This is a genomic window from Oscillibacter sp. UBA6647 (genome assembly GCA_002455655.1).
Classification (GTDB): domain Bacteria; phylum Bacillota; class Clostridia; order Oscillospirales; family Oscillospiraceae; genus Oscillibacter.
Genome location: DKLF01000077.1, coordinates 25,287 through 45,911 on the forward strand (window position 1 = coordinate 25,287; position 20,625 = coordinate 45,911).

The window sequence follows — 20,625 nt, forward strand, 5'->3', positions numbered from 1 at the left end:
CGGGAATCGATGGCTGTTGCTGGTGAATGGTATGGCAATGGAGGGGCCGATGTCGGGCAGAGGGCTATGTCAGCTACTCCATGACGGACGAGGTGCTTCGCACCCGCAGGCAGGCGCTGGGCACATATTTTAATAAGACCGGACAGGAAGTGGCCTGTGTCAGTACACCGATTTTTGACGAGGCGGGCGAGCTGCGCATGGTGGTGACATACAGCCGCAGACTGGATATTCTGGAGACGTTTCAAAAGGAGCTGCAGCGGGAAAAGGAAAAGCTCAAGGGCTATCAGGCCGCCATGGAGATGACCGATTACCGCGGGGAAAATCAGGTTGTGGCGGACGACCCAGCCACCCGGAAGATATTTTCCATTCTGGAAACGCTGGCACGGATGGACAGCACGATTATGCTTTACGGAGAGTCCGGCGTGGGTAAGGAAGTTGCCACCAACTTCATCCGCCGCCACAGCGGAAGGAAGAACGCGGTATTTGTGCCGGTGAACTGCGCGGCCATCCCCAATGAGCTGATTGAGGCTGAGCTTTTTGGTTATGAAAAAGGGGCCTTTACTGGCGCTTTGAAGGAGGGCCGGGCCGGCTTGTTCGAGGTGGCCAACGGCGGAATTATCTTTATGGACGAGGTGGGAGAGCTGCCCCTGACTGCGCAGGCAAAGCTTCTCCGGGTACTGGAGAGCGGAGAGTTCCGCCGCGTAGGAGCTGGCAAATTTGCAAAATTACAGTTGGCCCGGCAACATCCGGGAACTGCGCAACACCATTGAGCGCTTTGTGCTCATTGGGGAGCTATCCTCGTGGGAGACGGAAATAGGCGGAGGCAATGCCGCCAAGGAGGCGGCCCCCCGGCCCTGCCCGAGGGGCAGAGACCGCTGAAGCAGGTGATGGCGGAATTGGAGGCGTCTTATATCCGTCGGGTTCTGGAGGAGAATGGCGGAGACGTGGACAAAACCGCAGACTGTTTACAGGTCAGCCGCTCCGGGCTTTATAAAAAACTGAAAGCAGCAGGCCCGGATTAAGCGTGTCTGCGTAAAAATTGCAAGCTGTCTATATTTTTAGGCTTTTTAGAACAATTATAAACATCAGACAAAATGTTCAATTGAAATTTGTGCAAAATATATTCTTTGAAATGGCAAGGTAATTGCTCTAGGGTTGATAAGGCACGATTTATTGCCAATTTAAATATGGAGGAAGACTATGAAGATGAAAAAGTTAAGCGCACTGCTCATGGCCGTGCTTTCGGTCAGCACTCTGCTGGCCGGGTGCGGCGGCGGCAGCCAGGGCTCTCAGGGCTCTCAGGCGGGTGGAGAAACCTACAAAATCCAGTTGGCCGGTTCCGTGGCTGAAGAGCATCCCATCACTCAGGGCTTATACAAGTTTGAAGAGCTGGCGGAGAAATACTCCGACGGCCGCATCGAGGTGGAGGTTTATCCCAACGGCCAGCTTGGCTCCAACAGAGAGTATTACGAGCAGTGCCGGCAGGGCAACATCCAGATGGCCGAGGGCGGTGCCGTGGTGCTGGCCAACTTTACCGACAGCTTCAAGTTCATGCAGCTTCCCCTATCTGTTCAACAGCCGCGAGTCCATCCAGAACTTCCTGAACAGTGAGGACGGCAAGGCGCTGACCAAGAAAATCGCCTAGGAGAGCGGCATTTATCCTCTGGCGTTCTTTGAAAACGGCTGGCAGGCCCTGACCAACTCCGTGCGGGAAGTTAAGACCCCCGCAGACCTGAAGGGTCTGAAGATTCGTACGCAGGAGAACGACATCCTGCTGAAGGTTTACACCGACATGGGCGGCAACCCCATGCCCATGGCCTTCTCCGAGCTGTTCACCGCCATGCAGCAGAAAACCGTCGACGGTCAGGTGAATCCCGCGCTGATCGCCTCCACCGGCAACTATGACGAGGTGCAGAAGTATATCACCGATGTGGCCGCCGTTTACGACGCCACGGCCATTTCCATCAACTATGACTTTTATTAGTCCCTGCCCGCCGAGCTTCAGACCGCGGTGGATCAGGCCGCGCAGGAGGCCACACAGTATCAGCTCAAGCTGTCCGCCGAGGGCGAAGAGGGCGCGTTTGAGGAGCTGGCCGCCGGCGGCATGACCGTCACCCGGCTCACCGACGAGGAGCGCGAAGCGTTTAAGGTCACCACCACCGACGTGTACGACTGGTTCCGCCAGCAGGGTACCGAGCCGAATCTGGACACCTACATGGAGAAAATTCAGGTTTGCAACGACAAGTTTACCAACGGCGAGCTGGAAGCAATCACCGGCGTAGAGAAGTAAGTACGCATGAAATTCCGCTGCCTCCCGGAAGTCTCCGGGAGGCGGCAGCGGAGAGGAGATAACAATGGCAAAAGCAAACCAGATTTTGGACCGGGTTTTGAATTTCTTTGAAACCTATGTCTGCGCCGCTCTCTTTTTTATCACCTGCGCCATTATTTTTATTCAGGTGGTATTCCGGGCTTTGGGACTTCCCGTGGGCTGGACGGAGGAAAGCGCCCGTTACCTGTGTATCTGGGTCATTTATCTTGCGGCCAGCAAGGGCGTGAGAAACGGCAACCACATGTCGGTGGACCTGCTGCCCATGATTCTCAAGGGCAAGGCCCGGGTCATACTGTATATCATCGCATCTTTGATTTCTCTGGCGTTCTTTTTCATGCTGTGCTATGTGGGCATGCAGGTTCTCAGTTCCATGGGCGTGCGGCCCCAGTATTCCGCAGCCAACAAAATAAATATGCAGTTTGCATACGCGGCGCCTTATGTGGGCGCGGGTATGATGATTGTAAGTGGGCTTCAGCGATTGGTGGTCCTTGTAAAGCAGCTCATCGGCGTTCTTCCCACGGAAGAGACTGAAAGCGAAAAAATGATGAAGCAGGAAGAAGAAGCAGAATGAATGCAGGATTGATTTTGATTGGCACCTTTTTTATTCTGCTGGTGCTGAACGTCCCCATCGCTTGGTCCATCGGCATGTCCGTGACGTTGTACATGCTTACCTCCGGTTCCTTTGGCCTTTCCTATATTGCCCAGACCATGTTTACAGCCTGCGATTCCTTCACGCTGATGGCGATTCCGCTGTTTATTCTGGCGGGCGCACTGATGGAGGGCGGCGGTCTGAGCAAACGGCTGATTGACTTTGCCGACTCCATGGTGGGCCACAGGCAGGGCGGCTTGGCAATTGTCACCGTTCTGGCCTGCATGTTCTTCGGCGCTATCTCCGGCTCTGCGGCGGCCACCGTGGCCACCATCGGCGTCATCATGGTTCTCTCCATGATTAAGCAGGGCTATTCCAAGGGCTTTTCCTATGCGCTGATCGCCGCCGCCGGCGTGCTGGGCGTGCTGATTCCGCCGTCCATTATGGCGTGGCAACCAACGCCTCCATCGCCACCATGTTCATGGGCGGCTTTGGCCCCGGTATCCTGTGCGGTGTTCTGCTGATTGGCATCGTGACCCAGTTGATGCTGGACCCGGAGGCGGACATGGCGCAGGCGGAGGAGCTGGTGGACTTTATGGTCCGGCTGGGCCTTCCCGTAACCATGGAGGACATCCGTCTGGATCAGGTCCCGGAGGAGGAGCTTATGGCATGGTGCCGCAAGCAGTGCGTTCCCGGCAACCGGCTGGACGCCATCGCGCAGGGCATCACCGCGGAGGAACTGATGCGGGCGATGCACGCGGCCTCTGCCTTCGGAGCGACCCGCAAACAGCGGGCAAAATCGCAGAGCTGAATCAAACCGGATTGTCACATAAAGGCGAGGGGCCGTTCTTTAAAGAACGGCCCCTCGCTTCAATCTGTCGAAGAAGCTCAAATGACGGGGAGGTGCCATACGGGTTTCGCCACAGACTGAGGGGTCCCACCTTTTGGCGAGGCCCCTGCCCTATTTTGGAGGGGAGAAAACAGCACGAAAAGCTTATTCTTTGGGAATGCAGATACGCTGGCATTTCACAAGGTTCTCAAAGTCCACATTGGGGTTTGCTGCCATGATCGCAGTGGGAGGGAGGTTAAACTGATTTGCAATCCGGTTGAGGGTGTCTCCGCACTTGACGGTGTAGCGGCAGGCCGCCCCCTGGCAGCGATTCATGGGGATAAGGATATACGTGCCCTCCTTCAGGCAGTAAAGCTGCATGTTGGGGTTGCTTCGAATAATGCTCTCCACGCTGACACAGTGGGCTTTTGCGATTTTGCAGATGTTGTCGCATTTTTTCACTCTGTACAGGAACGTATCGGTGGAAGCCTGCGGCTGTGTGGATGGCTGGGTGGACGGTTGTACAGACGGCTGCGTAGGCATCTGCGCGGGGGGTTCCATATCGGCCGGAATGCAGATCACGCTTCCAATGCGCAGGTTCTGGGGATCCAGACCGGAGTTGAGGTCCATGATACTCCGCACGCTGACGCCGTACGTCTGGGAAAGCTTCCAGAGGGTGTCGCCCTGCCGAATCGTATAGGGGAAGGTTTCATCCCCGCAGATAGAGGGCAAAGCAGTCGGTGCGGTGGGTTTTGTGGTTGTGGTTTCCGAAGACTTTGACGTCACAGAGGGGTAGGTAATCTTGGGCGCGGTAATGGTTGGCGCGGTGATAGAGGGAGGGGTAAAAGAGGGCGGCGTGATGCCCGTAGACGTAATGGATGGGAACGTAAAGGAAGGAGCCGTAATAGTCGGGCCAGTAATGGTTGGAGGCGTAATCGTAATAGGCATCGTAACAGACGGCTCCGGCGCGGGGGCAAATGGGACACAGATAACAGTGCCCACCTGCAAATTTTGGGATTCCAGCCCAGGATTGAGCTTGAGAATGCTCTGCACGCTAACGCCGTAAATCTGGGCGAGCTTCCATAGAGTGTCCCCCTGTTGAAGCGTATAGGAAAACGCTTCGTCCCCACAGACGATGGGGGGCTTCGGTGTAGGCGTGACAGGTTTGGGGGCGGGTGTAACGGGCTTTGGCGCGGGGGCAAATGGAATGCAGATTACAGTGCCCATCTGTAAATTTTCGGATTCCATCCCGGGATTGAGCTTGAGAATGCTTTCTACGCTGACACCGTAAATCTGGGCGAGCTTCCAGATGGTATCTTCCCGTTGAATTGTATAAGAGAAGGTCCCATCCCCGCAGACGACAGGGGGCTTGGGCGCTGGGACAATGGGCTTAGGCGCAGGCATAACCGGCTTTGGCGCGGGAGTAACCGGCTTCGGAGTGGGCACGAGAGGAATGCAGATCACGTCTCCAGCCTGCAAATTGTCGGCTTCCAGCCCCGGGTTGAGCTTGAGGATGCTCTCCATACTGACGCCAAAAACCTGCACGAGCCGCCATAAGGTATCGCCTCGCTGAACCGCATAGGAGAAGGTTTCGTCCCCGCAGATGGGAGACGGCGCGGGCGGAGTCGGCATAGGAGTTGGAACAGGCGTAGGAGTCGGCGTAGGAACTGGAGTAGGCATAGGAACTGGAGTAGGCATAGGAGTAGGAGCTGGCGGCTGCGGTGCGGGTGTGGGCGCAAGAGGAATGCAGACTACATCGCCGATTTGCAGGTTTCGGGCATCCACGCCCGGATTGAGGTCCAGAATGCTTTGCAAGCTGACTCCGTGGGTTTGGGACAGCTTCCACAAGGTGTCTCCAGTACGAATTATGTACGAGGAGGCACCCCTTGGGCAAGTGCGGGGCGCGGGTGACGTGGATGGGGGCGACGGAGATACGGAGGATGTGGACGCAGGGATGCAGAGCGTTGCGCCAATCTTCAGATTCCGTGGATCAACGCCCGGGTTGAGGTCCAGAATGCTCTGGACACTGACGCCGTTTGCCTGAGAGAGCTTCCAGAGCGTATCTCCGCTTTTGATGGTGTGCTGCATAGAGTTTGAAGGACATGTTTTCGGATACATCTGATACATATATAAACACCTTGCATCTGTTAAAATTGACGGGAGGAACAGCTCGCTGTTCCATCTTATGCAGGGTGCGCACGTTTGCCCCTAAACCGGAGGCAATGAAAAAGCGCGCCGTCCGAAGACGGCGCCTTTTTATTGCGGACGTATGCCGTTCCGGGCATTTGGGACAAAGCGGCCTTGCCGGGTGCGGAGAGGTTAGTAGAGAGATTCGGTAAAATCCACTATCTCAATGTTGTCAAATTCAACGCTGTTGAAATAAAGTCCCGGACCTGCGCTCCTTGTCCGCCAGTCGTATGTAATCCGTGCCTCGATGGGGAACCACCGTCCGGAGGTGCCCTCCTTGACCAAGGCCCTAAAAATACCCTTTTGACGATAAGTCTGATTGGGAGTAATGGGGGTGTACTGTTCGGAAGGCTCGAAATTTGACTCCAGCATTAAGAGAGATTTTGGCTTGACGCCGTAGTTAATCCAATCCAAAAGGGCCGTTTCAGATTCCTGAGTGGGCAAAAATCGGGCCTCGCCTAAAAAAGTGCCCGTTTCGATGTTGTAAGCGTCCACACTGGGGTTGATTAGCTGGGTAAACACGTCCGCAATCACTCCTCTCCTCACTGTATTTTATGACGGTGCAGAGCGGAATAACACAGCGTTTTGGAGATTTTGCAGCCTGAGTTCCGCTGGAAAGGACTACTGGCCACGCCATAGTTCCGGATTCAGCCGGATAAACAGGGCGGCAAAGGGGGACAGAATCAGCAGACCCAGCCCGTCCATCCCACAAAGGGCCCACGACAGAAAAAGGCCCGCCGCGAGGGCCAGAGCGCCCAGCAGAAGCCGCATGCGCGGCGGAAGATGAAAGATACGTTTCATAGTTCCTCCCGGGCGCGTGCGTTGCGCCGCCCGGCCTGCGCGTCTATGTGGGCGCCGATGAGGTTTCATAGTTCCTCCCGGGCGCGTGCGTTGCGCCTACCTTGATTCTATAGGAAAATTCCCGCGAAATTCGTCGAAAAACGGTGAGGGGTTGACAGTCAGGGGGAAAAAGCCCTATCATAGAGCGACAGAAAGCTTGTGCGCCTGCTTTGCGCCCGGAAGGTCCCGGGTTTGCAAAGCAGGATTGTCCGGACGGGAGATGTGCCCGCCGGGATTGTGAGGATGGATATGCTGAGAATCAATTTGAAACAACTGGAAGCGTTCACCGCCACGGCGGAATACGGCAGCTTTACCAGAGCGGCGGAGGAGCTTTACCTCACGCAGTCCACCGTCAGCGCGCATATTCTTGCGCTGGAAGAGGCCATGGGCGTTCAACTGATTCTGCGGGGCGCACGGCGCAAGCTGACGCTGACGGAGGAGGGGCGCAGGGTTTATGGTGCGGCGCGGGACATTCTGGACCGCTGCCGCCTGTTGCAGGACCCCATGGCGGCGGAGGGTAGGGTGGAGTTGAGCGTTGGCGCATCCACGGTTCCGGCCCAGTATTTGCTGCCGGGGCTGCTCTCCGGCTTTCTCCAGCGCCACGGGGAAAGCCGATTCCTTCTCCGCAGAGGGGATAGCGCGCAGGTTCACAGCCTTTTGAGTCAGGGCGAGGTGCGCATCGGCGTGGTGGGCGCCGCGCCGGATCGGCGGACCTTTGCCTGCCAGACCCTGTGCGAGGACCGGCTGGTGCTGGTCACCGCCGTCACGGAACGGTTTCAGGCCTTGAAGGCCCGGGGGACCTGCGGACGGGACATGGTAGAAGAGCCCTTCATCATCCGGGAGGAGACCTCCGGCACCCGTCAGGCCGCGGACACGTATTGGAGAAAGCACGGCATTCTGCCGGAGAAACTGCATGTTGTTGCCTGTATGGACAATCCAGAGGCCATCCGCCGCAGTGTGGCGGGGGGAATGGGCGTTTCTGTGATGTCGGAGCTGTCCGTGCGGGAAGAGGCGGAGGCCGGTCGGCTGCTGACCTTTGAGCTGGACGAGGAAGGCTTTTCCCGGCGGATTTATCTCGTCTGGCGCAGGGATGTGAGTCTCAGCCGGACGGAGCAGGCGTTTGTGAGCTACCTGAAGGCGGAGCTGAAAAGATAAAATACGGAGAGCGGACGTGTGCCGCTCTCCGTATTTTTACCCAAAAACGCAGACTATCGTAAAAAACGATAGTAACTATTGCGAAATTGTAAACAAAGATTGGCCTTTCCTAAGGAACTATTTTATAATAAATTCCAAGAACCGTGGAAAAATACGGAAATTTTGTATAGCTGGGAGAGTTGAAATGAAAAAGGTGAATTGGGTTGTGGTGGCTGCCGGCGGACTGGTGGGTCTGGCGGCGGTGGCGCTGACAATGCTGGGAAACCCCGCCAACATGGGCTTTTGTATTGCCTGCTTCCTGCGGGACATTGCCGGCGCGGTGGGACTTCACGGTGCGGCCAAGGTGCAGTATGCCCGTCCCGAGGTCATCGGACTGGTGCTGGGCGCGTTCATCATGTCCGTGGCCGGGAAGGAATTCCGGGCAAAGGCGGGATCCTCTCCTGCCACGCGGTTTGTTCTGGGAATCTTTGTCATGATCGGCGCGCTGGCATTTTTGGGCTGCCCGCTGCGGATGGTGCTGCGCCTTGGCGGCGGAGATGCCAACGCGATTGTGGGCCTTGTGGGCTTCACGCTGGGCATTCTGGTGGGCGTGCAGTTCCTCAAGCGGGGCTTCTCTTTGAAACGGGCCTATGAGGTGGGCCGGGCCGAGGGCGGCGTGTTGCCCGCCGTGATGGCGGGGCTGCTTCTGATTCTGCTGGCGGTTCCCTCTCTGCTGAAGTTCAGCGAGGAGGGCCCCGGCTCTAAACACGCGCCCGCGCTGATTGCGCTGGTGGTTGCGCTGGCGGTGGGCGCGCTTGCTCAGCGGGCCAGACTGTGCACCGTGGGCGGTATCCGGGATGCGCTGCTGTTTCAGGATTTCAAGCTGCTGTACGGCTTCATTGCCATTTTTCTTGTGGTGCTGGTGGGCAACCTAATCAATGGGAATTTCCACTTCGGCTTTACGCTCCAGCCTGTGGCCCATAGCAGCCATCTTTGGAATCTGCTGGGCATGACGCTGGTGGGCTGGGGTTCTGTGCTACTGGGCGGCTGCCCGCTGCGCCAGTTGATTCTGGCCGGTGAGGGCAACGGCGATTCTGCTGTCACCGTGTTCGGAATGATCGTGGGCGGCGCGCTGGCCCACAACTTTGGTCTGGCTGGCAATCCCGACGCGCTGAACGAGGCCAAGGAGCTGGTGGTGGGTGGAATCTCCAGCACCGGCAAGGTCGCGGTGCTTCTGGGCTTTGCGGTGCTGGCCGTGATTTCCGTGGTAAACCTGCCGAAAGAGGAAAAAGTTGCCGCCCGGCAGACGACGGCGGTATAAGAGGAGGAATTGAAAATGATTGACGCAAGAGGCTATTCCTGCCCCACCCCTGTGGTGATGGTGCAAAAAGAGGTGAAGCAGAGCAGTCCTGCGGAGCTGGAGGTGTTGGTAGACAACCAGTGCTCCGTGGAAAACGTGACCCGCTATGCGGGCGGCAGCGGCTATCAGGTGTCCGTGACGCCGGAGGGCCGGGACTTCCGCCTGCTGCTCAAGAAATGAGCTGCTACGTCGCCACGTTTCACACCCATCTGTCGGCGCTGACCACCGCCCGCGCTCTGGCGAATCGGGGGGTTTCCGCCAAGATGATGCCCACGCCCCGGAAGCTCAGCTCCTCCTGCGGCACCTGTGTGCGCTACGAGGCTGAGGACCCCTGCCTTTCGGATATGGATGTGGACATGGAGCAGGTCTGCACGCTGGAGGCGGAGGAGCAATACATCGTGCTGATCAAAAACGCGTGACGCGCGGCGGACATGGCTTTTGGGGAAATTGGAGCAGCCCGTCAGCTTTGGCGGCTTTGTGTGTTGCCGTGGAATTTAAAGGCTTTCCAGGGGTACCTTTGGCCGTTTTGGAACTGCTTTAAGCTGCAAAAAGGGGTCTCGCCGTTTTGAAACGGCGGGACCCCTTTTCAGCAAATGGAGGGTAATCAAATTTTGCCAAAGACATAAAAGCGGATATTTTAGGCCATCCGAACTGTGCCGGAAATTACTTGGTGCCGAAAATCCGGTCCCCCGCGTCTCCAAGACCGGGGACAATATAGCCGTGGTCGTTCAGGTGGTCGTCCAGAGCGGCAATATAGATTTCCACATCGGGATGGTCTTTTTCCACGCGCTTGATGCCCTCCGGCGCTGCAAGCACGTCCATCAGCTTAATATGCTTGCAGCCGTATTCCTTCATAAAGGTGATGGCGGCGGAGGCGGAGCCGCCGGTGGCAAGCATGGGGTCCACGATGATCACGTCCCGCTCGGCGATGTCGGCGGGCATTTTGCAGTAATACTTCACCGGCTCCAGCGTTTCCGGGTCCCGGAACAGGCCGATATGCCCAACCCGGGCGGCGGGAATCATTTTCAAAACGCCGTCCACCATGCCGAGGCCCGCCCGCAGAATGGGCACAATGGCAAGCTTCTTGCCCGCCAGAGTCTTGAAAATGCCGGGGGCCACGGGGGTTTCCACCTCCACATCCTCCAGAGGCAGGTCGCGAGTGGCCTCGTAGGTCATCAGCATGGCAATTTCGCACACCAGCTCCCGGAAGTCCTTGGTGCTGGTGTCCTTGTTGCGCAGGATGGTCAGCTTGTGCTGAAGCAGAGGATGGTTCAGAATGTGGGTGTTGTCGTTCATGTCGCGTTCTCCTTCTTTATTCTGTCTCGCAGCCGCTCCGCCTGAGCGGGGCGCAGATATACGGGGGAAAGATTCTGGGCTGTGGTCAGTGCGCCCGCTTCGGCCAGTTCTCCGGCGGCAAGGGCCACGCCCACGGCGTGTTGATGCACCTGCCTTGCAGGTGCTAAGGCGCAGGAGATTCCCGCCTCCTCCAGTGCTCGCTGGCACAGAGCGCCGCCGTCGCCCACGGCAATGAGCGGGCGGGGGTCGCTGCGCAGTTCCTCGGCCAAATCCGCAAGGCCGATGGCCCGGTCCTCACGCAGACGGGTGAGCTTGCCGTCTTTCGCTTCAAACAGGGCGTTGTAGACTTGCGCCCGGCGGGCGTCCATGGCGCAGACAATCAGGCCATTCATATGGCTCAGCCCCAGCGCCATGGCGTACAGCGTGGAAACGCCTGCGGCCGGAAGATTTGCGGCGAAGGCCAGCCCCTTTGCGGCAGCCACGCCGATGCGGATGCCGGTAAAGGACCCCGGCCCGGCGGCCACGGCAATCAGGCCCAAATCAGCCACGCTTAGATCCGCGTTTTTCAGTAAAGATTCCACCATGGGCATCAGAGTCCGGCTGTGGGTCAGCCCGGTGTTCTGATAACAGGAGGCCAGCACCTGCCCGTCCTCCGTCACGGCGGCAGAGCATGCCTTGGCGGAGGTTTCCAGCGCTAAAATTTTCAAAAGCCGTCCACTCCCTCCACCGTAATGCCGCGCCAGTCGTCGCTCTCCGGACGGCGGGAAAATCGAACCCACACCGTGTCCTCCGGCAGCGCGTCCTCCACCCGCTCGCTCCACTCCACGGCGCACACGCCGCCCCGGCCCGGGTAATCCTCCCAGCCGATGTCAAACAGCGCGTCGGAGTCCGGCAGGCGGTACATATCGAAGTGAAACAGAGGGATGCGGCCCTCGTATTCGTTGACAATGGTGAAGGTGGGGCTTGTGACCCGGCCCGTACAGCCAAGTCCCCGGGCAAGCCCCCGGGTAAACGCCGTTTTCCCCATGCCCAGCTCTCCTTGGAAGGCCAGCACGGTTCCCGGTGACAGACGCTTTCCAAGCGCCTCGCCGATGGCCTCCGTCTCGGCCTCGCTGTGGGACAGATACTCCATTTTTCCGCCTCCTCTCCCGGAACGCCGCCGCGCAATTTTCGGCCTTGGCCAAAAATGCGGTGGACGTGCCCTAAAAAATTACCGGAAATAGTATAGCACAGTTTTTTCTCCGTGTAAAAACAAATTTCATTGGTTTACACGCCGTACCTCCTGTGGTATACTATATACTCTGTAAAATCACGGTTTTTCTGATAGGAGCTGCCATGTTCAACCGTCTTCGCGCCACACTGTCCGATTTTTTTCAGCAGGCTGATTTGGTTCTGCTGGGCCTTTGCTGCGGGTGTACTCTGTTTGGAATGGTGCTGATTGCCAGTGCCACCCGATACATGGGGACCGGCAGTATGATTCGATTTGTAGGTGTTCAGGGCGCGGCCATGCTGATTGGTCTTGTTGCCTACGTGCTGCTGTCCATGGTGAATGTGGAGCTTTTGGTGAAGCACTGGAAGCTCATCCTGGCGGCCAGCGTGGTACTTCTCCTGCTGCTGCGAACGCCGTTGGGCGTCGTACGGAATGGAAACCGGGCGTGGCTGGAGATTCCCCATGTGCCCTTTTCCATCCAGCCGGCGGAGGTGGTGAAGATTGCCTTCATCATTCTTCTGTCCAAGCAGCTTGAATGGGTGAAGGAGCGGCGGCGGGAGCTAAAGAGCCTTGGCAGTGTGGCGGGGCCCACGGGCCACCTCCTCTTTATGGTGGGGCTGATTTACGTGGTGTCCAGCGACATGGGAAGCGCGCTGGTTTATGTGTTCATTTTTGTGTGCGTCGCGCTGGTGGCGGGGGTTGCGTGGCGGTGGTTTATCCTCGGCGGCGGGGGAATGGCGGCAGGGGTTCTGGCGCTGTATTTTATGGGAAAGCTGCCCTCCCACATGGCGGACCGGTTCCGCGTGCTGTTTGACCACAGCTTTGACCCACGGGGCGTTGGTTGGCAGCAGACCCGCGGACTGCTGGCGCTGGGCAGCGGCGGATGGTTCGGGCAGGGGCTGTTTCAGGGGACCCAGACTCAGGCGGGCCGGGGCGCTCTGCCGGAGCGGCATACGGACTTTATCTTCGCCATGATTGGCGAGGAGCTGGGCTTTTTCGGGTGTCTCCTGGTGATTGTGCTGCTGACGGCGATTATCCTGCGCTGCCTGTGGGTGGCCCGCCGGGCCACCACGGATTATGCCCGGCTGGTGTGTGTAGGCATCGCGGGAATGCTGATTTTCCAGACGGTGGAAAACATCGGTATGTGCCTGTTTGTCATGCCCGTCATCGGACTGACGCTGCCCTTTTTCAGCTATGGAGGCTCCTCTATTGTTACGTTGTATACCGCCATGGGCATCGTCTCAGGTGTGAAAAAGCGGGCGTTGATGAACTGGAACCGATAGCGGCTGCGATTGATTAAGGAAAAAAGGACCCTGCGCTCCGCTTTGGCGGAGCGCAGGGTCCTTTTTCGTTCGGAGCGTTTGGGGAGACATCCGAACCGGAACGCTCAAGTCGAAACTGTTACGGAAAACCACAAAAATAGCGCAAAAGCATAGGTGCTGGGGGTGAAATGTGAAAGCGGAGGGGCGATAGGTCCCCACTTTCTATAATTACGGAAAAGACACGCAGATGAAGCCGGGTCCTTTGAAAAAGTCTGCATTCTGAAAGCAAAAAGATGGAAAATTTGGGGTTGCATTTTGATTTTGACTGTGCTATACTTCCGAATATGAAAATCGTTCTCAAATTGAAAGGAGCATTACATTGAAGATAAATATGTTAAAGCTGCTGGCGGTGGTGTCCGCCGCAGCGGTGCTGGCTGGCTGCGGTGCGACGGGGGGCGCCGCGCAAAGCGCGGGAGGCGCAGCCTCTTCTCAGGAGCAGGAAACCAAGCTACGGGTGACGACCACCGTGTTCCCCGCGTATGACTTTGCCCGGGCCGTGTGCGGCGATCTGGCGGAGGTGACGCTGCTGCTGCCCCCCGGGGCGGAGAGCCACAGCTATGAGCCTACGCCAAAGGATATCGTGAACGTGGGAAGCAGCGATCTGTTTTTGTATCTGGGCGGCGAGTCCGACACATGGGTGGAGACACTTCTGAAGACCGTGGACGACGGTGTGAGCCGCATGAAAATGATGGACAGCGTGGAGCTGAAGGAAGAGGCTGAGATCGAGGGGATGACCGCAGAGGAGGGCCACAGCCACAGCGGAGACGACCATGATCACGACGAGGATGCGCATGACGAAGACGCGGAGCACCACGATGAAGATGTCCACGCCAACGATGAGGACGAGCATGACGAGAACGAAGCCGGACAGGTTTTGGAGTACGACGAGCATGTGTGGACCTCCCCGGTGAACGCCGCCGCCATCACCACCGCCATCGGTGAGCGAATGGCCGAGCTGGACCCGGCGCATGCGGAGAATTATCGGGCCAACGCGGCGGACTATTCCGAAAAGCTGATGGCGCTGGACAAGGAGTTTGAGGACTTCTTTGCAACGGTTTCCAATAAAACCATGGTGTTTGGCGACCGCTTCCCCCTGCGGTACTTTGCGGATGAATACGGAATCAACTGCTATGCCGCTTTCCCCGGATGCAGCACCCAGACCGAGCCTTCCGCCGCCACCATTGCGTTTTTGACGGAGAAGGTGAAGGAAGAAAAACTTGGAACGGTGTACTACATCGAATTTTCCAACCATCTGGTGGCGGACAGCATCGCGGAAGCCACCGGCGCGCAGACCGCGCTGTTCCATAGCTGCCACAATGTTTCCAAGGCGGAGATGGACGCGGGAGCCACCTATCTCACGCTGATGGAAGGAAATCTGGAAACGCTGAAAACCACCATGCAGTAAAAAAGGCCGCCGGGGGACACCTTCGTCTCCCGGCGGTTTATTTTGTCAGTTCTTTGTCTGTGGGTCCGGATTTCTCAAGCAGGCGGGCCATGTCCTCCGGCAGGGGCACGAAAAGCTCCAGCGGCTGGCCGGTGATGGGATGGGTCAGCGCCATCCGGTAAGAGTGAAGGGCCGGGCGGGCGATGAGGTCTGGGTCTTCCGTACCGTAGAGCCAGTCTCCCGCCAGAGGGCAGCCCACCGCCGCCATGTGGACCCGGAGTTGATGGGTGCGCCCTGTCTCGGGAAGCAGCCGCAGGAGGGATAAGCTGTTCCGTGTCTCCAAAACCTGATACCGGCTGACGGCGGCCTGTCCGTCGGGGCGGACTGTTCGGCGCACGGCGGAGGTTTCATCCCGTCCGATGGGCAGGTCAATGCTTCCCTCGGCTGGCTGGGGAGTCCCCACGCACACGGCCCTGTATTCCCGAAAAAAATTTCCAGAGTGAAGCGTTTTGCGCAGCAGATCGTGAACGTGGCCGCTTTTGGCAACCGCCATCAGCCCCGTGGTACCCTTGTCCAAACGGTTTACCGCGTGGAAAATGAAGTCCGTTCCACGGGAGTAGGCCAGAGCCCCTGCCACGGTGGGGGTGTCCGGCAGGAAATTGGATACGTGGGCCGTCATGCCCGCAGGCTTGTTGACAACCAAAAGGTGCTCGTCCTCCCAAACCACCGGCAGAAGCCACGGTCCCGGCACGGGGGCCTCGCGCTGGGGGCGGACGTCCCCGCTTTCGGCGCTCACCGTGTCGCCGGGGGAAAGGACGAAGGTGGTGCGGGCGGGCTGCCCGTTTACCAGAATGCCCCCCTCAGCGCGGGTCAGGCGGGAGATAGCATGGGAAGAAAAGTGCAGCTTTTGCTTTAGAACATGGCGGACGGTGAGATCGGCCTCCGCATCCAGAACGCGGTGGGAAACATAGGGCATGGCTTGCGCTCCCTTCCTCCGGCGGTAAAATCCGCCGCGGGGTGATAATGAATTGCCGCAAGGCTAAAAAACACGGCTGAAAGCTGAAAAAAATGGCTTCTAGGCTATTTTAGCATACGCCGGGCGGCAGGGCAAGCAGACCCGGCTTGCGCGATGGGGCCGGGTGTAGTAAAATAAAAAAGAAAACAAACGGTGCGGACCTTGTGTCCGGGCCTTGAAGGAGGACCCTATGCTGATCTCGGCGGAACGGCTGTCCATCAACTTTGGCGGCAGGCAGTTGTTGGAGGATGTGAATTTTTATCTGAACGAGGGCGACCGAGTGGGCGTCATCGGCGTGAACGGTACCGGAAAGTCCACCTTTTTGCGGGTGCTGGCCCGGGTGATTGAGCCGGACAGCGGTACGGTGCGCCGGGATCCCAACGTGCAGGTGAGCTTTCTTTCCCAGAACCCCGAGCTGGACGACGGCGCCACGGTGCTGGAGCAGGTATTTCTCAGCTTTCCCAAAGAGTTTCGGGCGCTGAACGAATATGAAGCGGTATCTATGCTGACCCGGCTGGGAATTTCGGACACAGAACAGAAAATCGGCACGCTTTCCGGCGGACAGCGCAAGCGGGTGGCCCTTGCGGCGGCGCTGATTCACCCGGCGGATGTGCTGATTCTGGACGAGCCGACGAACCATCTGGATGCGGAGATGGTTTCCTGGCTGGAGGAGCGGCTGCGCCGGTGGACCGGGGGCCTTGTGATGGTGACCCATGACCGGTATTTTCTGGAGCGAGTGGCGAATCACATCACCGAGGTAGACCGGGCCAAGCTTTATCACTACGAGGCGAACTACTCCAAATATCTGGAGCTGAAGGAGCAGCGCGCCGAGATCGCCCAGGCGGGAGAGCGGAAGCGGCAGGCGATTTTGAAGGTGGAGCGGGAGTGGATTATGCGGGGCTGCCGCGCCCGGAGCACCAAGAGCCGGGACCGGATTGAGCGGTATGAAGCCTTGAAAGATCAGGACGCGCCGGAGACGGACGAGGCCGTGCGCCTGTCTGCGTCCTCAAGCCGTCTGGGAAAGAAAATTATCGAACTGGACGATGTGTCCAAAGCCTTTGACGGAAAAACCGTCCTCTCCCATTTTTCTTACGGCGTCCTGCGGGACGACCGCATCGGCATCGTGGGCCGCAACGGCGCGGGTAAATCCACCCTGCTGAACCTGATCGCCGGGAAGCTGGCGCCGGACAGCGGCAGTGTGGACGTGGGGGCTACGGTGCGAATCGGCTTTTTCTCGCAGGAGGGGCGGGAACTGGATTTGAACCAGCGGGTGTATGACTTCATCCGGGGCATTTCCGACGAGGTAAAAACGGAGGAAGGAACCCTCTCCGCCAAGGACATGATGGAGCGGTTTCTATTTCCGCCGGAGCTGCAATCGGTGCCTGTGGGCCGTCTCTCCGGCGGCGAGCGGCGAAGACTTTACCTGCTCAGCATCCTGATGTCCGCGCCCAACGTGCTGCTGCTGGACGAGCCGACCAACGATCTGGACGTGACCACCCTTTCCATTTTGGAGGATTATCTGGACACCTTTCCCGGCCCGGTTCTTGCGGTGTCCCACGATCGGTTTTTCCTGGACCGGCTTTCCGGGCAGATATTCGCCGTGGGCGAGGAAGGCCGGGTAGAGCGGTACACGGGCAACTGGTCGGACTATACGCGCAAGCGGCAGGAAGAGGAGCGGCCCGCTGCCCCGGAGAAGGCCGAACGGGAGGACAGCCGCCGCCCGAGGGAAAAGAAGCTGAAGTTTACCTTTAAAGAACAGCGGGAGTTTGAGAGCATCGACGGGGAGATGGCCGCGCTGGAGGAGGAATTGAAGGCCGTAGCCGCCGAAATGGGGAATTGCGGCAGTGACTATGTGAAGCTTCAGGCGCTGACGGAGCGGCAGGGGACGGTGCAGGCGGCGCTGGAGGAAAAAACCGAGCGCTGGATGTATCTGAACGAACTGAAGGAGCGGATTGACGCGCAGGAATAGCGCGTCGCCCAGTCAACCTATAACCTACGCTGTACCCGGCCCAAAGCCGTGTGCAGCGTAGCTTTTTTTTCATTAAAACAGCAATGCGATGGGTTTTAAAATTGTGTTGACAGGCTGGTTTATTGGGAGTAAACTGAATTTGGTTTATTATGAATAGACTAAATGAAAGGGGGCGCGTTATGCCTGAAATAAAGATTGGGGCCGTGGAGTCCCGTTTTGCGGAGATTATTTGGGAGAACGAACCGCTGCACTCGCGGGAGCTGGTGAAGCTGTGTGAGGGGGAGCTAAAATGGAACCGCTCCACCACCTATACGGTGCTTCGCAAGCTCTGCGACCGGGGAATTTTTAAAAACGAGGGCGGCACGGTTGCATCCGTTTTGTCCCGGCAGGAGTTTTACGCGGTGCAGAGCAGGCAGTTTGTGGACGACGCCTTTGACGGTTCACTTCCGGCGTTTATCGCGGCGTTTACCCGGAGAAAGGACTTGTCGGCAGGGGAGGCTACGGAAATTCGCCGCATGATTGACAATGCTGTGGAAAAGGGGTGAGCCATGGACGCGGTATTTCTCGAAATACTGAATAGGAGCATCGCAGCAGGATGGTTGATTCTGGCCGTGGCTACCCTGCGCTTTTTCCTGAAAAAAGCGCCTAAGTGGGCGCCCTGCGCTTTGTGGGCCGTGGTTGCCCTGCGGCTGGTGTGCCCGGTTTCATTCGAGAGTATGTTCAGCCTGATTCCAAGCGCACAGACTGTTTCCCGGTCGGCGATTACAGGCGGTTCGTTTGATATCAATTCGGGCTTAAATGCAATCGATGCGCCGTTCAACGCGTATTTCGGGAAGTATGCCTACGAAAGCGCGGGGGAGCTGGGCGGCACCGGCGGCGGGCTGACGGAGCTTTTGCCATGGGTTTGGCTTACGGGGATAGCGGTCATGCTGATGTATGCAGTAATCAGCTATCTGAAGCTGTACAGGCGGGTAAAGCCGTCGCTCCATGTCCGAGATGCTATCTGGATTTGCGATGATATCAAAACGCCGTTTCTTTTGGGCATTGCAAGGCCCCGCATTTATCTTCCGTCCGCCATGGACGAATTGCAGCGGGCTTATATAATTGCCCACGAACTGGCACATCTGAAACGCCGGGACCACTGGTGGAAGCCGCTGGGATTTCTGCTTCTGGCGGTGTATTGGTTTCATCCTCTCATATGGCTGGCATACGGCCTGTTTTGCCGAGACATTGAGTTGGCCTGTGATGAAAAGGTTGTTTGTTCAATGGAAAAAGGCGACAGAATTGCCTATTCCGAGGCGCTGCTTTCGTGCAGCGTTTCGGGCAAAAAGAGGATGGCCTGCCCGCTGGCCTTTGGCGAGGTGGGGGTGAAGGAACGGATTCAATCCGTTCTGCACTATAAAAGACCGGCGTTTTGGGTCGTCGCAGTGTCTGTATGCACCTGCGTAGCCGTGGCTGTGTGCTTTTGACGAACCCGAAAAAGGAAACGGCGGCGATGCTGGCGGAGACGGAGCAAGCGTCTTTACCCGACAGGGATGGAGAAATCATCTTTTCAAGCATCTTTACCTATCACGGCGTGGACTACGACCTGGCGGATCGCAATCAGTCCATCAATGCGCTGACGGGCCAATATCCGGTTGGAAAATATATCGTTGTCGAGGGTTATACGGGGCCGAAAAACTTGATCTACTGTGTGTTTGACACCGAAGCGGAACAGTTTATAAAGGATTTTGCAGGCACGGATCTTATCTGGCGGGGCGATGATCTCACAACGGCGGTCTACTCCTTCTGGTCCGATATCTATGATTACGAGGGCAGGTATCTTGCGTCCGTGGAGTTGCCGGAGGACGGCGGGTACATCAGGGAGCTTGCGTTTTCAGAAGGCGGAACAGAACTGATTGTGACAATTCTTGCTGCCAGCGGAGATGAGGTGGAGACAACAATTGATATTGGCGGTCGCGTGTAAGCCGAAGCGGATAGAGTATCTGCTTACCGCCGCAGTTTGAACCGCTTCACTTTCCTGCCCCGGGAGCAACCGGAAAAATCGGAAAGAAAACAGCCCGGACCCAATCAGGTCCGGGCTGTTTTGCGCTGTGATACTCGTAGGGGGGGGAGGTTGTCCCTCTCCCGGCGCAGTTCTTTTATGCGCCTCGCCGCGAGATGGGATAAGCTCAGACAATTCTTTGAAGCTGGGGTCCCACCGCAAATTCGGCGCTTTGGGAAAGGCGGCTGAGAATGTCCTTCCGGGTGACGATGCCGATAAACTTCCCCAGGTCGTCCACCACCGGAATAAAATTCTGATTCAGGGCCAGAGAGAGCAGATGCTCGATAGAAGCGGTGATGGGGACGGCTGTATAAGTATTGTCCCGGAGAAGGTCCTGCACAAACAGCTTTTCTGCCGTCTTTTTGGTAAAAACCCCGTCCTGCGCGTCCTCCACGTCCAGCAGCCGCCAGAGGAAATCGCCCTCGCTGACGGTGCCGATATAGGTTCCGTCCCGTGCGATGACGGGAATGGCGGAGTAGCCATGCCGCCGCATTTTTTCCAGACCCTGACGAAACGTGAAATCGTCATACAGATAGGACACGCTGTTCTTCGGCGTCAGGAAATAAGCGATGTTCACACGCATACCTCTCTTCATTTTTTATTCTGGCAACGGTGTGCCGGAATTTGTAAGTTTACTATAACCGATTTTTACCTGTGAATGATGAACAAATTTTTAAATTGCATTGACCGGGAAAAGAAACTTTACAATGGCAACAATTTATGTTAAAATGTGATAAATGCAACAAAATTAAAAGGGAGGCACTCTCATGCTGTCAAAAGAGGAATTGGAGGGAAGCCCGATTTTTGAAGGAATCAGCTACGAGAATTATCTTGCCATGCTTAACTGCTTTCAGGCGGTGCAAAAGAGCTATCGCCCCGAGGAAGTAGTCTACGATTTCAGCCGCGCCGGGGAGCAGGTGGGGATTCTGGAGCGGGGAGAGGCCTCTCTTATCCGCATTGACGAGGACGGGGTTTCAACAGTTCTGGAAAACCTCACCGCCGGAAATGTCTTTGGCCGCAGTCTTGCCTTCTCCGGGGATGTGAGCGACAGTCTGGAGGTGGTGTGCCGGACGGCCTGTGACGTGCTGTATATTGATTTTCCCCACATATTAAAGCG

Annotated in this window: 25 protein-coding genes and 1 pseudogene; 18 read left to right on the forward strand and 8 right to left on the reverse strand. The window is 57.4% G+C overall.

All coding sequences use genetic code 11. The annotated features are described in order from the left end of the window. Positions 1-26 precede the first annotated feature (26 nt). From B2W96_RS05790 to B2W96_RS05820, 7 genes and pseudogenes are all read left to right on the forward strand, one after another. On the forward strand, positions 27-770 hold the full coding sequence (locus tag B2W96_RS05790) for a sigma-54 factor interaction domain-containing protein (RefSeq protein WP_293009340.1): 744 nt from the start codon (positions 27-29) through the stop codon (positions 768-770). 117 nt (positions 771-887) lie between these two features. Beyond that, entirely contained in the window at positions 888-1,022 is a 135-nt protein-coding gene (locus B2W96_RS05795) for a helix-turn-helix domain-containing protein (RefSeq protein ID WP_293009341.1), read from the forward strand. A 178-nt stretch (positions 1,023-1,200) separates the two neighbouring features. Continuing rightward, positions 1,201-1,611: a TRAP transporter substrate-binding protein DctP gene (dctP, locus tag B2W96_RS05800; RefSeq protein WP_293009342.1), complete on the forward strand. Its 411-nt coding sequence runs from the start codon at positions 1,201-1,203 to the stop codon at positions 1,609-1,611. A gap of 43 nt (positions 1,612-1,654) precedes the next feature. After that, a pseudogene (locus B2W96_RS05805) lies at positions 1,655-2,290 on the forward strand (TRAP transporter substrate-binding protein). 64 nt (positions 2,291-2,354) lie between these two features. Next, positions 2,355-2,900: a TRAP transporter small permease gene (locus tag B2W96_RS05810; RefSeq protein WP_293009343.1), complete on the forward strand. Its 546-nt coding sequence runs from the start codon at positions 2,355-2,357 to the stop codon at positions 2,898-2,900. Then, a complete protein-coding gene (locus B2W96_RS05815; protein ID WP_293009344.1) occupies positions 2,897-3,442 on the forward strand; it encodes a TRAP transporter large permease subunit in 546 nt (181 codons plus the stop codon). The genes B2W96_RS05810 and B2W96_RS05815 overlap by 4 nt, the downstream gene beginning before the upstream one ends. After that, positions 3,367-3,729 (forward strand): hypothetical protein, encoded by a 363-nt coding sequence (locus B2W96_RS05820; RefSeq protein ID WP_293009345.1) that lies wholly within the window; start codon positions 3,367-3,369, stop codon positions 3,727-3,729. The genes B2W96_RS05815 and B2W96_RS05820 overlap by 76 nt, the downstream gene beginning before the upstream one ends. A gap of 183 nt (positions 3,730-3,912) precedes the next feature. Here the strand turns inward: B2W96_RS05820 and B2W96_RS05825 are convergent, their stop codons facing one another. The 3 genes from B2W96_RS05825 to B2W96_RS05835 all read right to left on the reverse strand — a co-directional run bounded on the left by B2W96_RS05825 (position 3,913) and on the right by B2W96_RS05835 (position 6,735). Next, a complete protein-coding gene (locus tag B2W96_RS05825) occupies positions 3,913-5,271 on the reverse strand; it encodes a LysM peptidoglycan-binding domain-containing protein (protein WP_414692958.1) in 1,359 nt (452 codons plus the stop codon). Positions 5,272-6,066: 795 nt separating this feature from the next. Then, complete coding sequence (locus B2W96_RS05830) at positions 6,067-6,468, reverse strand: hypothetical protein (RefSeq protein ID WP_293009347.1); 402 nt, start codon at positions 6,466-6,468, stop codon at positions 6,067-6,069. 87 nt (positions 6,469-6,555) lie between these two features. Next, positions 6,556-6,735: a hypothetical protein gene (locus B2W96_RS05835; RefSeq protein WP_293009348.1), complete on the reverse strand. Its 180-nt coding sequence runs from the start codon at positions 6,733-6,735 to the stop codon at positions 6,556-6,558. 288 nt (positions 6,736-7,023) lie between these two features. Between B2W96_RS05835 and B2W96_RS05840 the strand changes: the two genes are divergently transcribed. The 4 genes from B2W96_RS05840 (at position 7,024) to B2W96_RS05855 (ending at position 9,687) form a co-directional block, all read left to right on the forward strand. Further along, entirely contained in the window at positions 7,024-7,929 is a 906-nt protein-coding gene (locus tag B2W96_RS05840; protein ID WP_293009349.1) for a selenium metabolism-associated LysR family transcriptional regulator, read from the forward strand. Positions 7,930-8,113: 184 nt separating this feature from the next. Continuing rightward, the gene (gene yedE, locus B2W96_RS05845) at positions 8,114-9,229 is read left to right on the forward strand and encodes a YedE family putative selenium transporter (RefSeq protein ID WP_293009350.1); all 1,116 of its coding nucleotides are present in this window, start codon (positions 8,114-8,116) and stop codon (positions 9,227-9,229) included. Positions 9,230-9,244: 15 nt separating this feature from the next. Beyond that, a complete protein-coding gene (locus B2W96_RS05850) occupies positions 9,245-9,448 on the forward strand; it encodes a sulfurtransferase TusA family protein (protein WP_293009351.1) in 204 nt (67 codons plus the stop codon). Then, entirely contained in the window at positions 9,445-9,687 is a 243-nt protein-coding gene (locus tag B2W96_RS05855) for a DUF3343 domain-containing protein (protein WP_293009352.1), read from the forward strand. Before B2W96_RS05850 ends, B2W96_RS05855 begins: the two co-directional genes overlap by 4 nt. Before the next feature lie 244 nt (positions 9,688-9,931). Here the strand turns inward: B2W96_RS05855 and upp are convergent, their stop codons facing one another. The 3 genes from upp to tsaE are packed head-to-tail and all read right to left on the reverse strand — an operon-like array spanning position 9,932 to position 11,696. Then, positions 9,932-10,564, reverse strand: coding sequence for a uracil phosphoribosyltransferase (gene upp, locus B2W96_RS05860; RefSeq protein ID WP_293009353.1), 633 nt, complete (start codon positions 10,562-10,564; stop codon positions 9,932-9,934). Beyond that, complete coding sequence (gene tsaB, locus B2W96_RS05865) at positions 10,561-11,271, reverse strand: tRNA (adenosine(37)-N6)-threonylcarbamoyltransferase complex dimerization subunit type 1 TsaB (protein ID WP_293009354.1); 711 nt, start codon at positions 11,269-11,271, stop codon at positions 10,561-10,563. Before tsaB ends, upp begins: the two co-directional genes overlap by 4 nt. Beyond that, on the reverse strand, positions 11,268-11,696 hold the full coding sequence (gene tsaE / locus B2W96_RS05870) for a tRNA (adenosine(37)-N6)-threonylcarbamoyltransferase complex ATPase subunit type 1 TsaE (protein WP_293009355.1): 429 nt from the start codon (positions 11,694-11,696) through the stop codon (positions 11,268-11,270). Before tsaE ends, tsaB begins: the two co-directional genes overlap by 4 nt. A 203-nt stretch (positions 11,697-11,899) precedes the next feature. Here tsaE and B2W96_RS05875 point away from each other — a divergent pair, with 203 nt between their 5' ends. Together B2W96_RS05875 and B2W96_RS05880 are read left to right on the forward strand one after the other, a co-directional pair. Continuing rightward, positions 11,900-13,057 (forward strand): FtsW/RodA/SpoVE family cell cycle protein, encoded by a 1,158-nt coding sequence (locus B2W96_RS05875; RefSeq protein WP_293009356.1) that lies wholly within the window; start codon positions 11,900-11,902, stop codon positions 13,055-13,057. Between the two features lie 358 nt (positions 13,058-13,415). Next, complete coding sequence (locus B2W96_RS05880) at positions 13,416-14,501, forward strand: metal ABC transporter substrate-binding protein (protein WP_293009357.1); 1,086 nt, start codon at positions 13,416-13,418, stop codon at positions 14,499-14,501. 37 nt (positions 14,502-14,538) lie between these two features. Here the strand turns inward: B2W96_RS05880 and B2W96_RS05885 are convergent, their stop codons facing one another. Next, the gene (locus B2W96_RS05885) at positions 14,539-15,456 is read right to left on the reverse strand and encodes an RluA family pseudouridine synthase (protein WP_293009358.1); all 918 of its coding nucleotides are present in this window, start codon (positions 15,454-15,456) and stop codon (positions 14,539-14,541) included. 229 nt (positions 15,457-15,685) lie between these two features. Here B2W96_RS05885 and B2W96_RS05890 point away from each other — a divergent pair, with 229 nt between their 5' ends. The 4 genes from B2W96_RS05890 to B2W96_RS05905 all read left to right on the forward strand — a co-directional run bounded on the left by B2W96_RS05890 (position 15,686) and on the right by B2W96_RS05905 (position 19,430). Next, on the forward strand, positions 15,686-17,464 hold the full coding sequence (locus B2W96_RS05890; protein ID WP_293009359.1) for an ABC-F family ATP-binding cassette domain-containing protein: 1,779 nt from the start codon (positions 15,686-15,688) through the stop codon (positions 17,462-17,464). Positions 17,465-17,643: 179 nt separating this feature from the next. Next, on the forward strand, positions 17,644-18,009 hold the full coding sequence (locus B2W96_RS05895) for a BlaI/MecI/CopY family transcriptional regulator (RefSeq protein ID WP_293009360.1): 366 nt from the start codon (positions 17,644-17,646) through the stop codon (positions 18,007-18,009). 3 nt (positions 18,010-18,012) lie between these two features. After that, the gene (locus tag B2W96_RS05900) at positions 18,013-18,933 is read left to right on the forward strand and encodes a M56 family metallopeptidase (RefSeq protein ID WP_293009361.1); all 921 of its coding nucleotides are present in this window, start codon (positions 18,013-18,015) and stop codon (positions 18,931-18,933) included. Beyond that, positions 18,930-19,430, forward strand: coding sequence for a hypothetical protein (locus B2W96_RS05905; protein ID WP_293009362.1), 501 nt, complete (start codon positions 18,930-18,932; stop codon positions 19,428-19,430). Before B2W96_RS05900 ends, B2W96_RS05905 begins: the two co-directional genes overlap by 4 nt. A gap of 205 nt (positions 19,431-19,635) precedes the next feature. Here the strand turns inward: B2W96_RS05905 and B2W96_RS05910 are convergent, their stop codons facing one another. After that, complete coding sequence (locus B2W96_RS05910) at positions 19,636-20,085, reverse strand: CBS domain-containing protein (RefSeq protein ID WP_293009363.1); 450 nt, start codon at positions 20,083-20,085, stop codon at positions 19,636-19,638. A 190-nt stretch (positions 20,086-20,275) separates the two neighbouring features. Here B2W96_RS05910 and B2W96_RS05915 point away from each other — a divergent pair. Continuing rightward, positions 20,276-20,625, forward strand: a 350-nt coding sequence (locus tag B2W96_RS05915; RefSeq protein ID WP_293009364.1) for a cyclic nucleotide-binding domain-containing protein, incomplete at its 3' end; no start/stop codon positions are given.

Bases quoted from the DNA above. Each gene is read 5' to 3' on its own strand.
- upp (WP_293009353.1), bottom strand. From the start codon at position 10,564: ATGAACGACAACACCCACATTCTGAACCATCCTCTGCTTCAGCACAAG.
- B2W96_RS05875 (WP_293009356.1), top strand. From the start codon at position 11,900: ATGTTCAACCGTCTTCGCGCCACACTGTCCGATTTTTTTCAGCAGGCT.
- B2W96_RS05810 (WP_293009343.1), top strand. From the start codon at position 2,355: ATGGCAAAAGCAAACCAGATTTTGGACCGGGTTTTGAATTTCTTTGAA.
- B2W96_RS05855 (WP_293009352.1), top strand. From the start codon at position 9,445: ATGAGCTGCTACGTCGCCACGTTTCACACCCATCTGTCGGCGCTGACC.
- tsaE (WP_293009355.1), bottom strand. From the start codon at position 11,696: ATGGAGTATCTGTCCCACAGCGAGGCCGAGACGGAGGCCATCGGCGAG.
- B2W96_RS05815 (WP_293009344.1), top strand. From the start codon at position 2,897: ATGAATGCAGGATTGATTTTGATTGGCACCTTTTTTATTCTGCTGGTG.
- B2W96_RS05795 (WP_293009341.1), top strand. From the start codon at position 888: ATGGCGGAATTGGAGGCGTCTTATATCCGTCGGGTTCTGGAGGAGAAT.
- B2W96_RS05885 (WP_293009358.1), bottom strand. From the start codon at position 15,456: ATGCCCTATGTTTCCCACCGCGTTCTGGATGCGGAGGCCGATCTCACC.
- B2W96_RS05890 (WP_293009359.1), top strand. From the start codon at position 15,686: ATGCTGATCTCGGCGGAACGGCTGTCCATCAACTTTGGCGGCAGGCAG.
- B2W96_RS05835 (WP_293009348.1), bottom strand. From the start codon at position 6,735: ATGAAACGTATCTTTCATCTTCCGCCGCGCATGCGGCTTCTGCTGGGC.
- B2W96_RS05895 (WP_293009360.1), top strand. From the start codon at position 17,644: ATGCCTGAAATAAAGATTGGGGCCGTGGAGTCCCGTTTTGCGGAGATT.
- B2W96_RS05790 (WP_293009340.1), top strand. From the start codon at position 27: ATGGTATGGCAATGGAGGGGCCGATGTCGGGCAGAGGGCTATGTCAGC.
- B2W96_RS05900 (WP_293009361.1), top strand. From the start codon at position 18,013: ATGGACGCGGTATTTCTCGAAATACTGAATAGGAGCATCGCAGCAGGA.
- B2W96_RS05825 (WP_414692958.1), bottom strand. From the start codon at position 5,271: ATGGAGAGCATCCTCAAGCTCAACCCGGGGCTGGAAGCCGACAATTTG.
- B2W96_RS05840 (WP_293009349.1), top strand. From the start codon at position 7,024: ATGCTGAGAATCAATTTGAAACAACTGGAAGCGTTCACCGCCACGGCG.
- B2W96_RS05850 (WP_293009351.1), top strand. From the start codon at position 9,245: ATGATTGACGCAAGAGGCTATTCCTGCCCCACCCCTGTGGTGATGGTG.
- dctP (WP_293009342.1), top strand. From the start codon at position 1,201: ATGAAGATGAAAAAGTTAAGCGCACTGCTCATGGCCGTGCTTTCGGTC.
- yedE (WP_293009350.1), top strand. From the start codon at position 8,114: ATGAAAAAGGTGAATTGGGTTGTGGTGGCTGCCGGCGGACTGGTGGGT.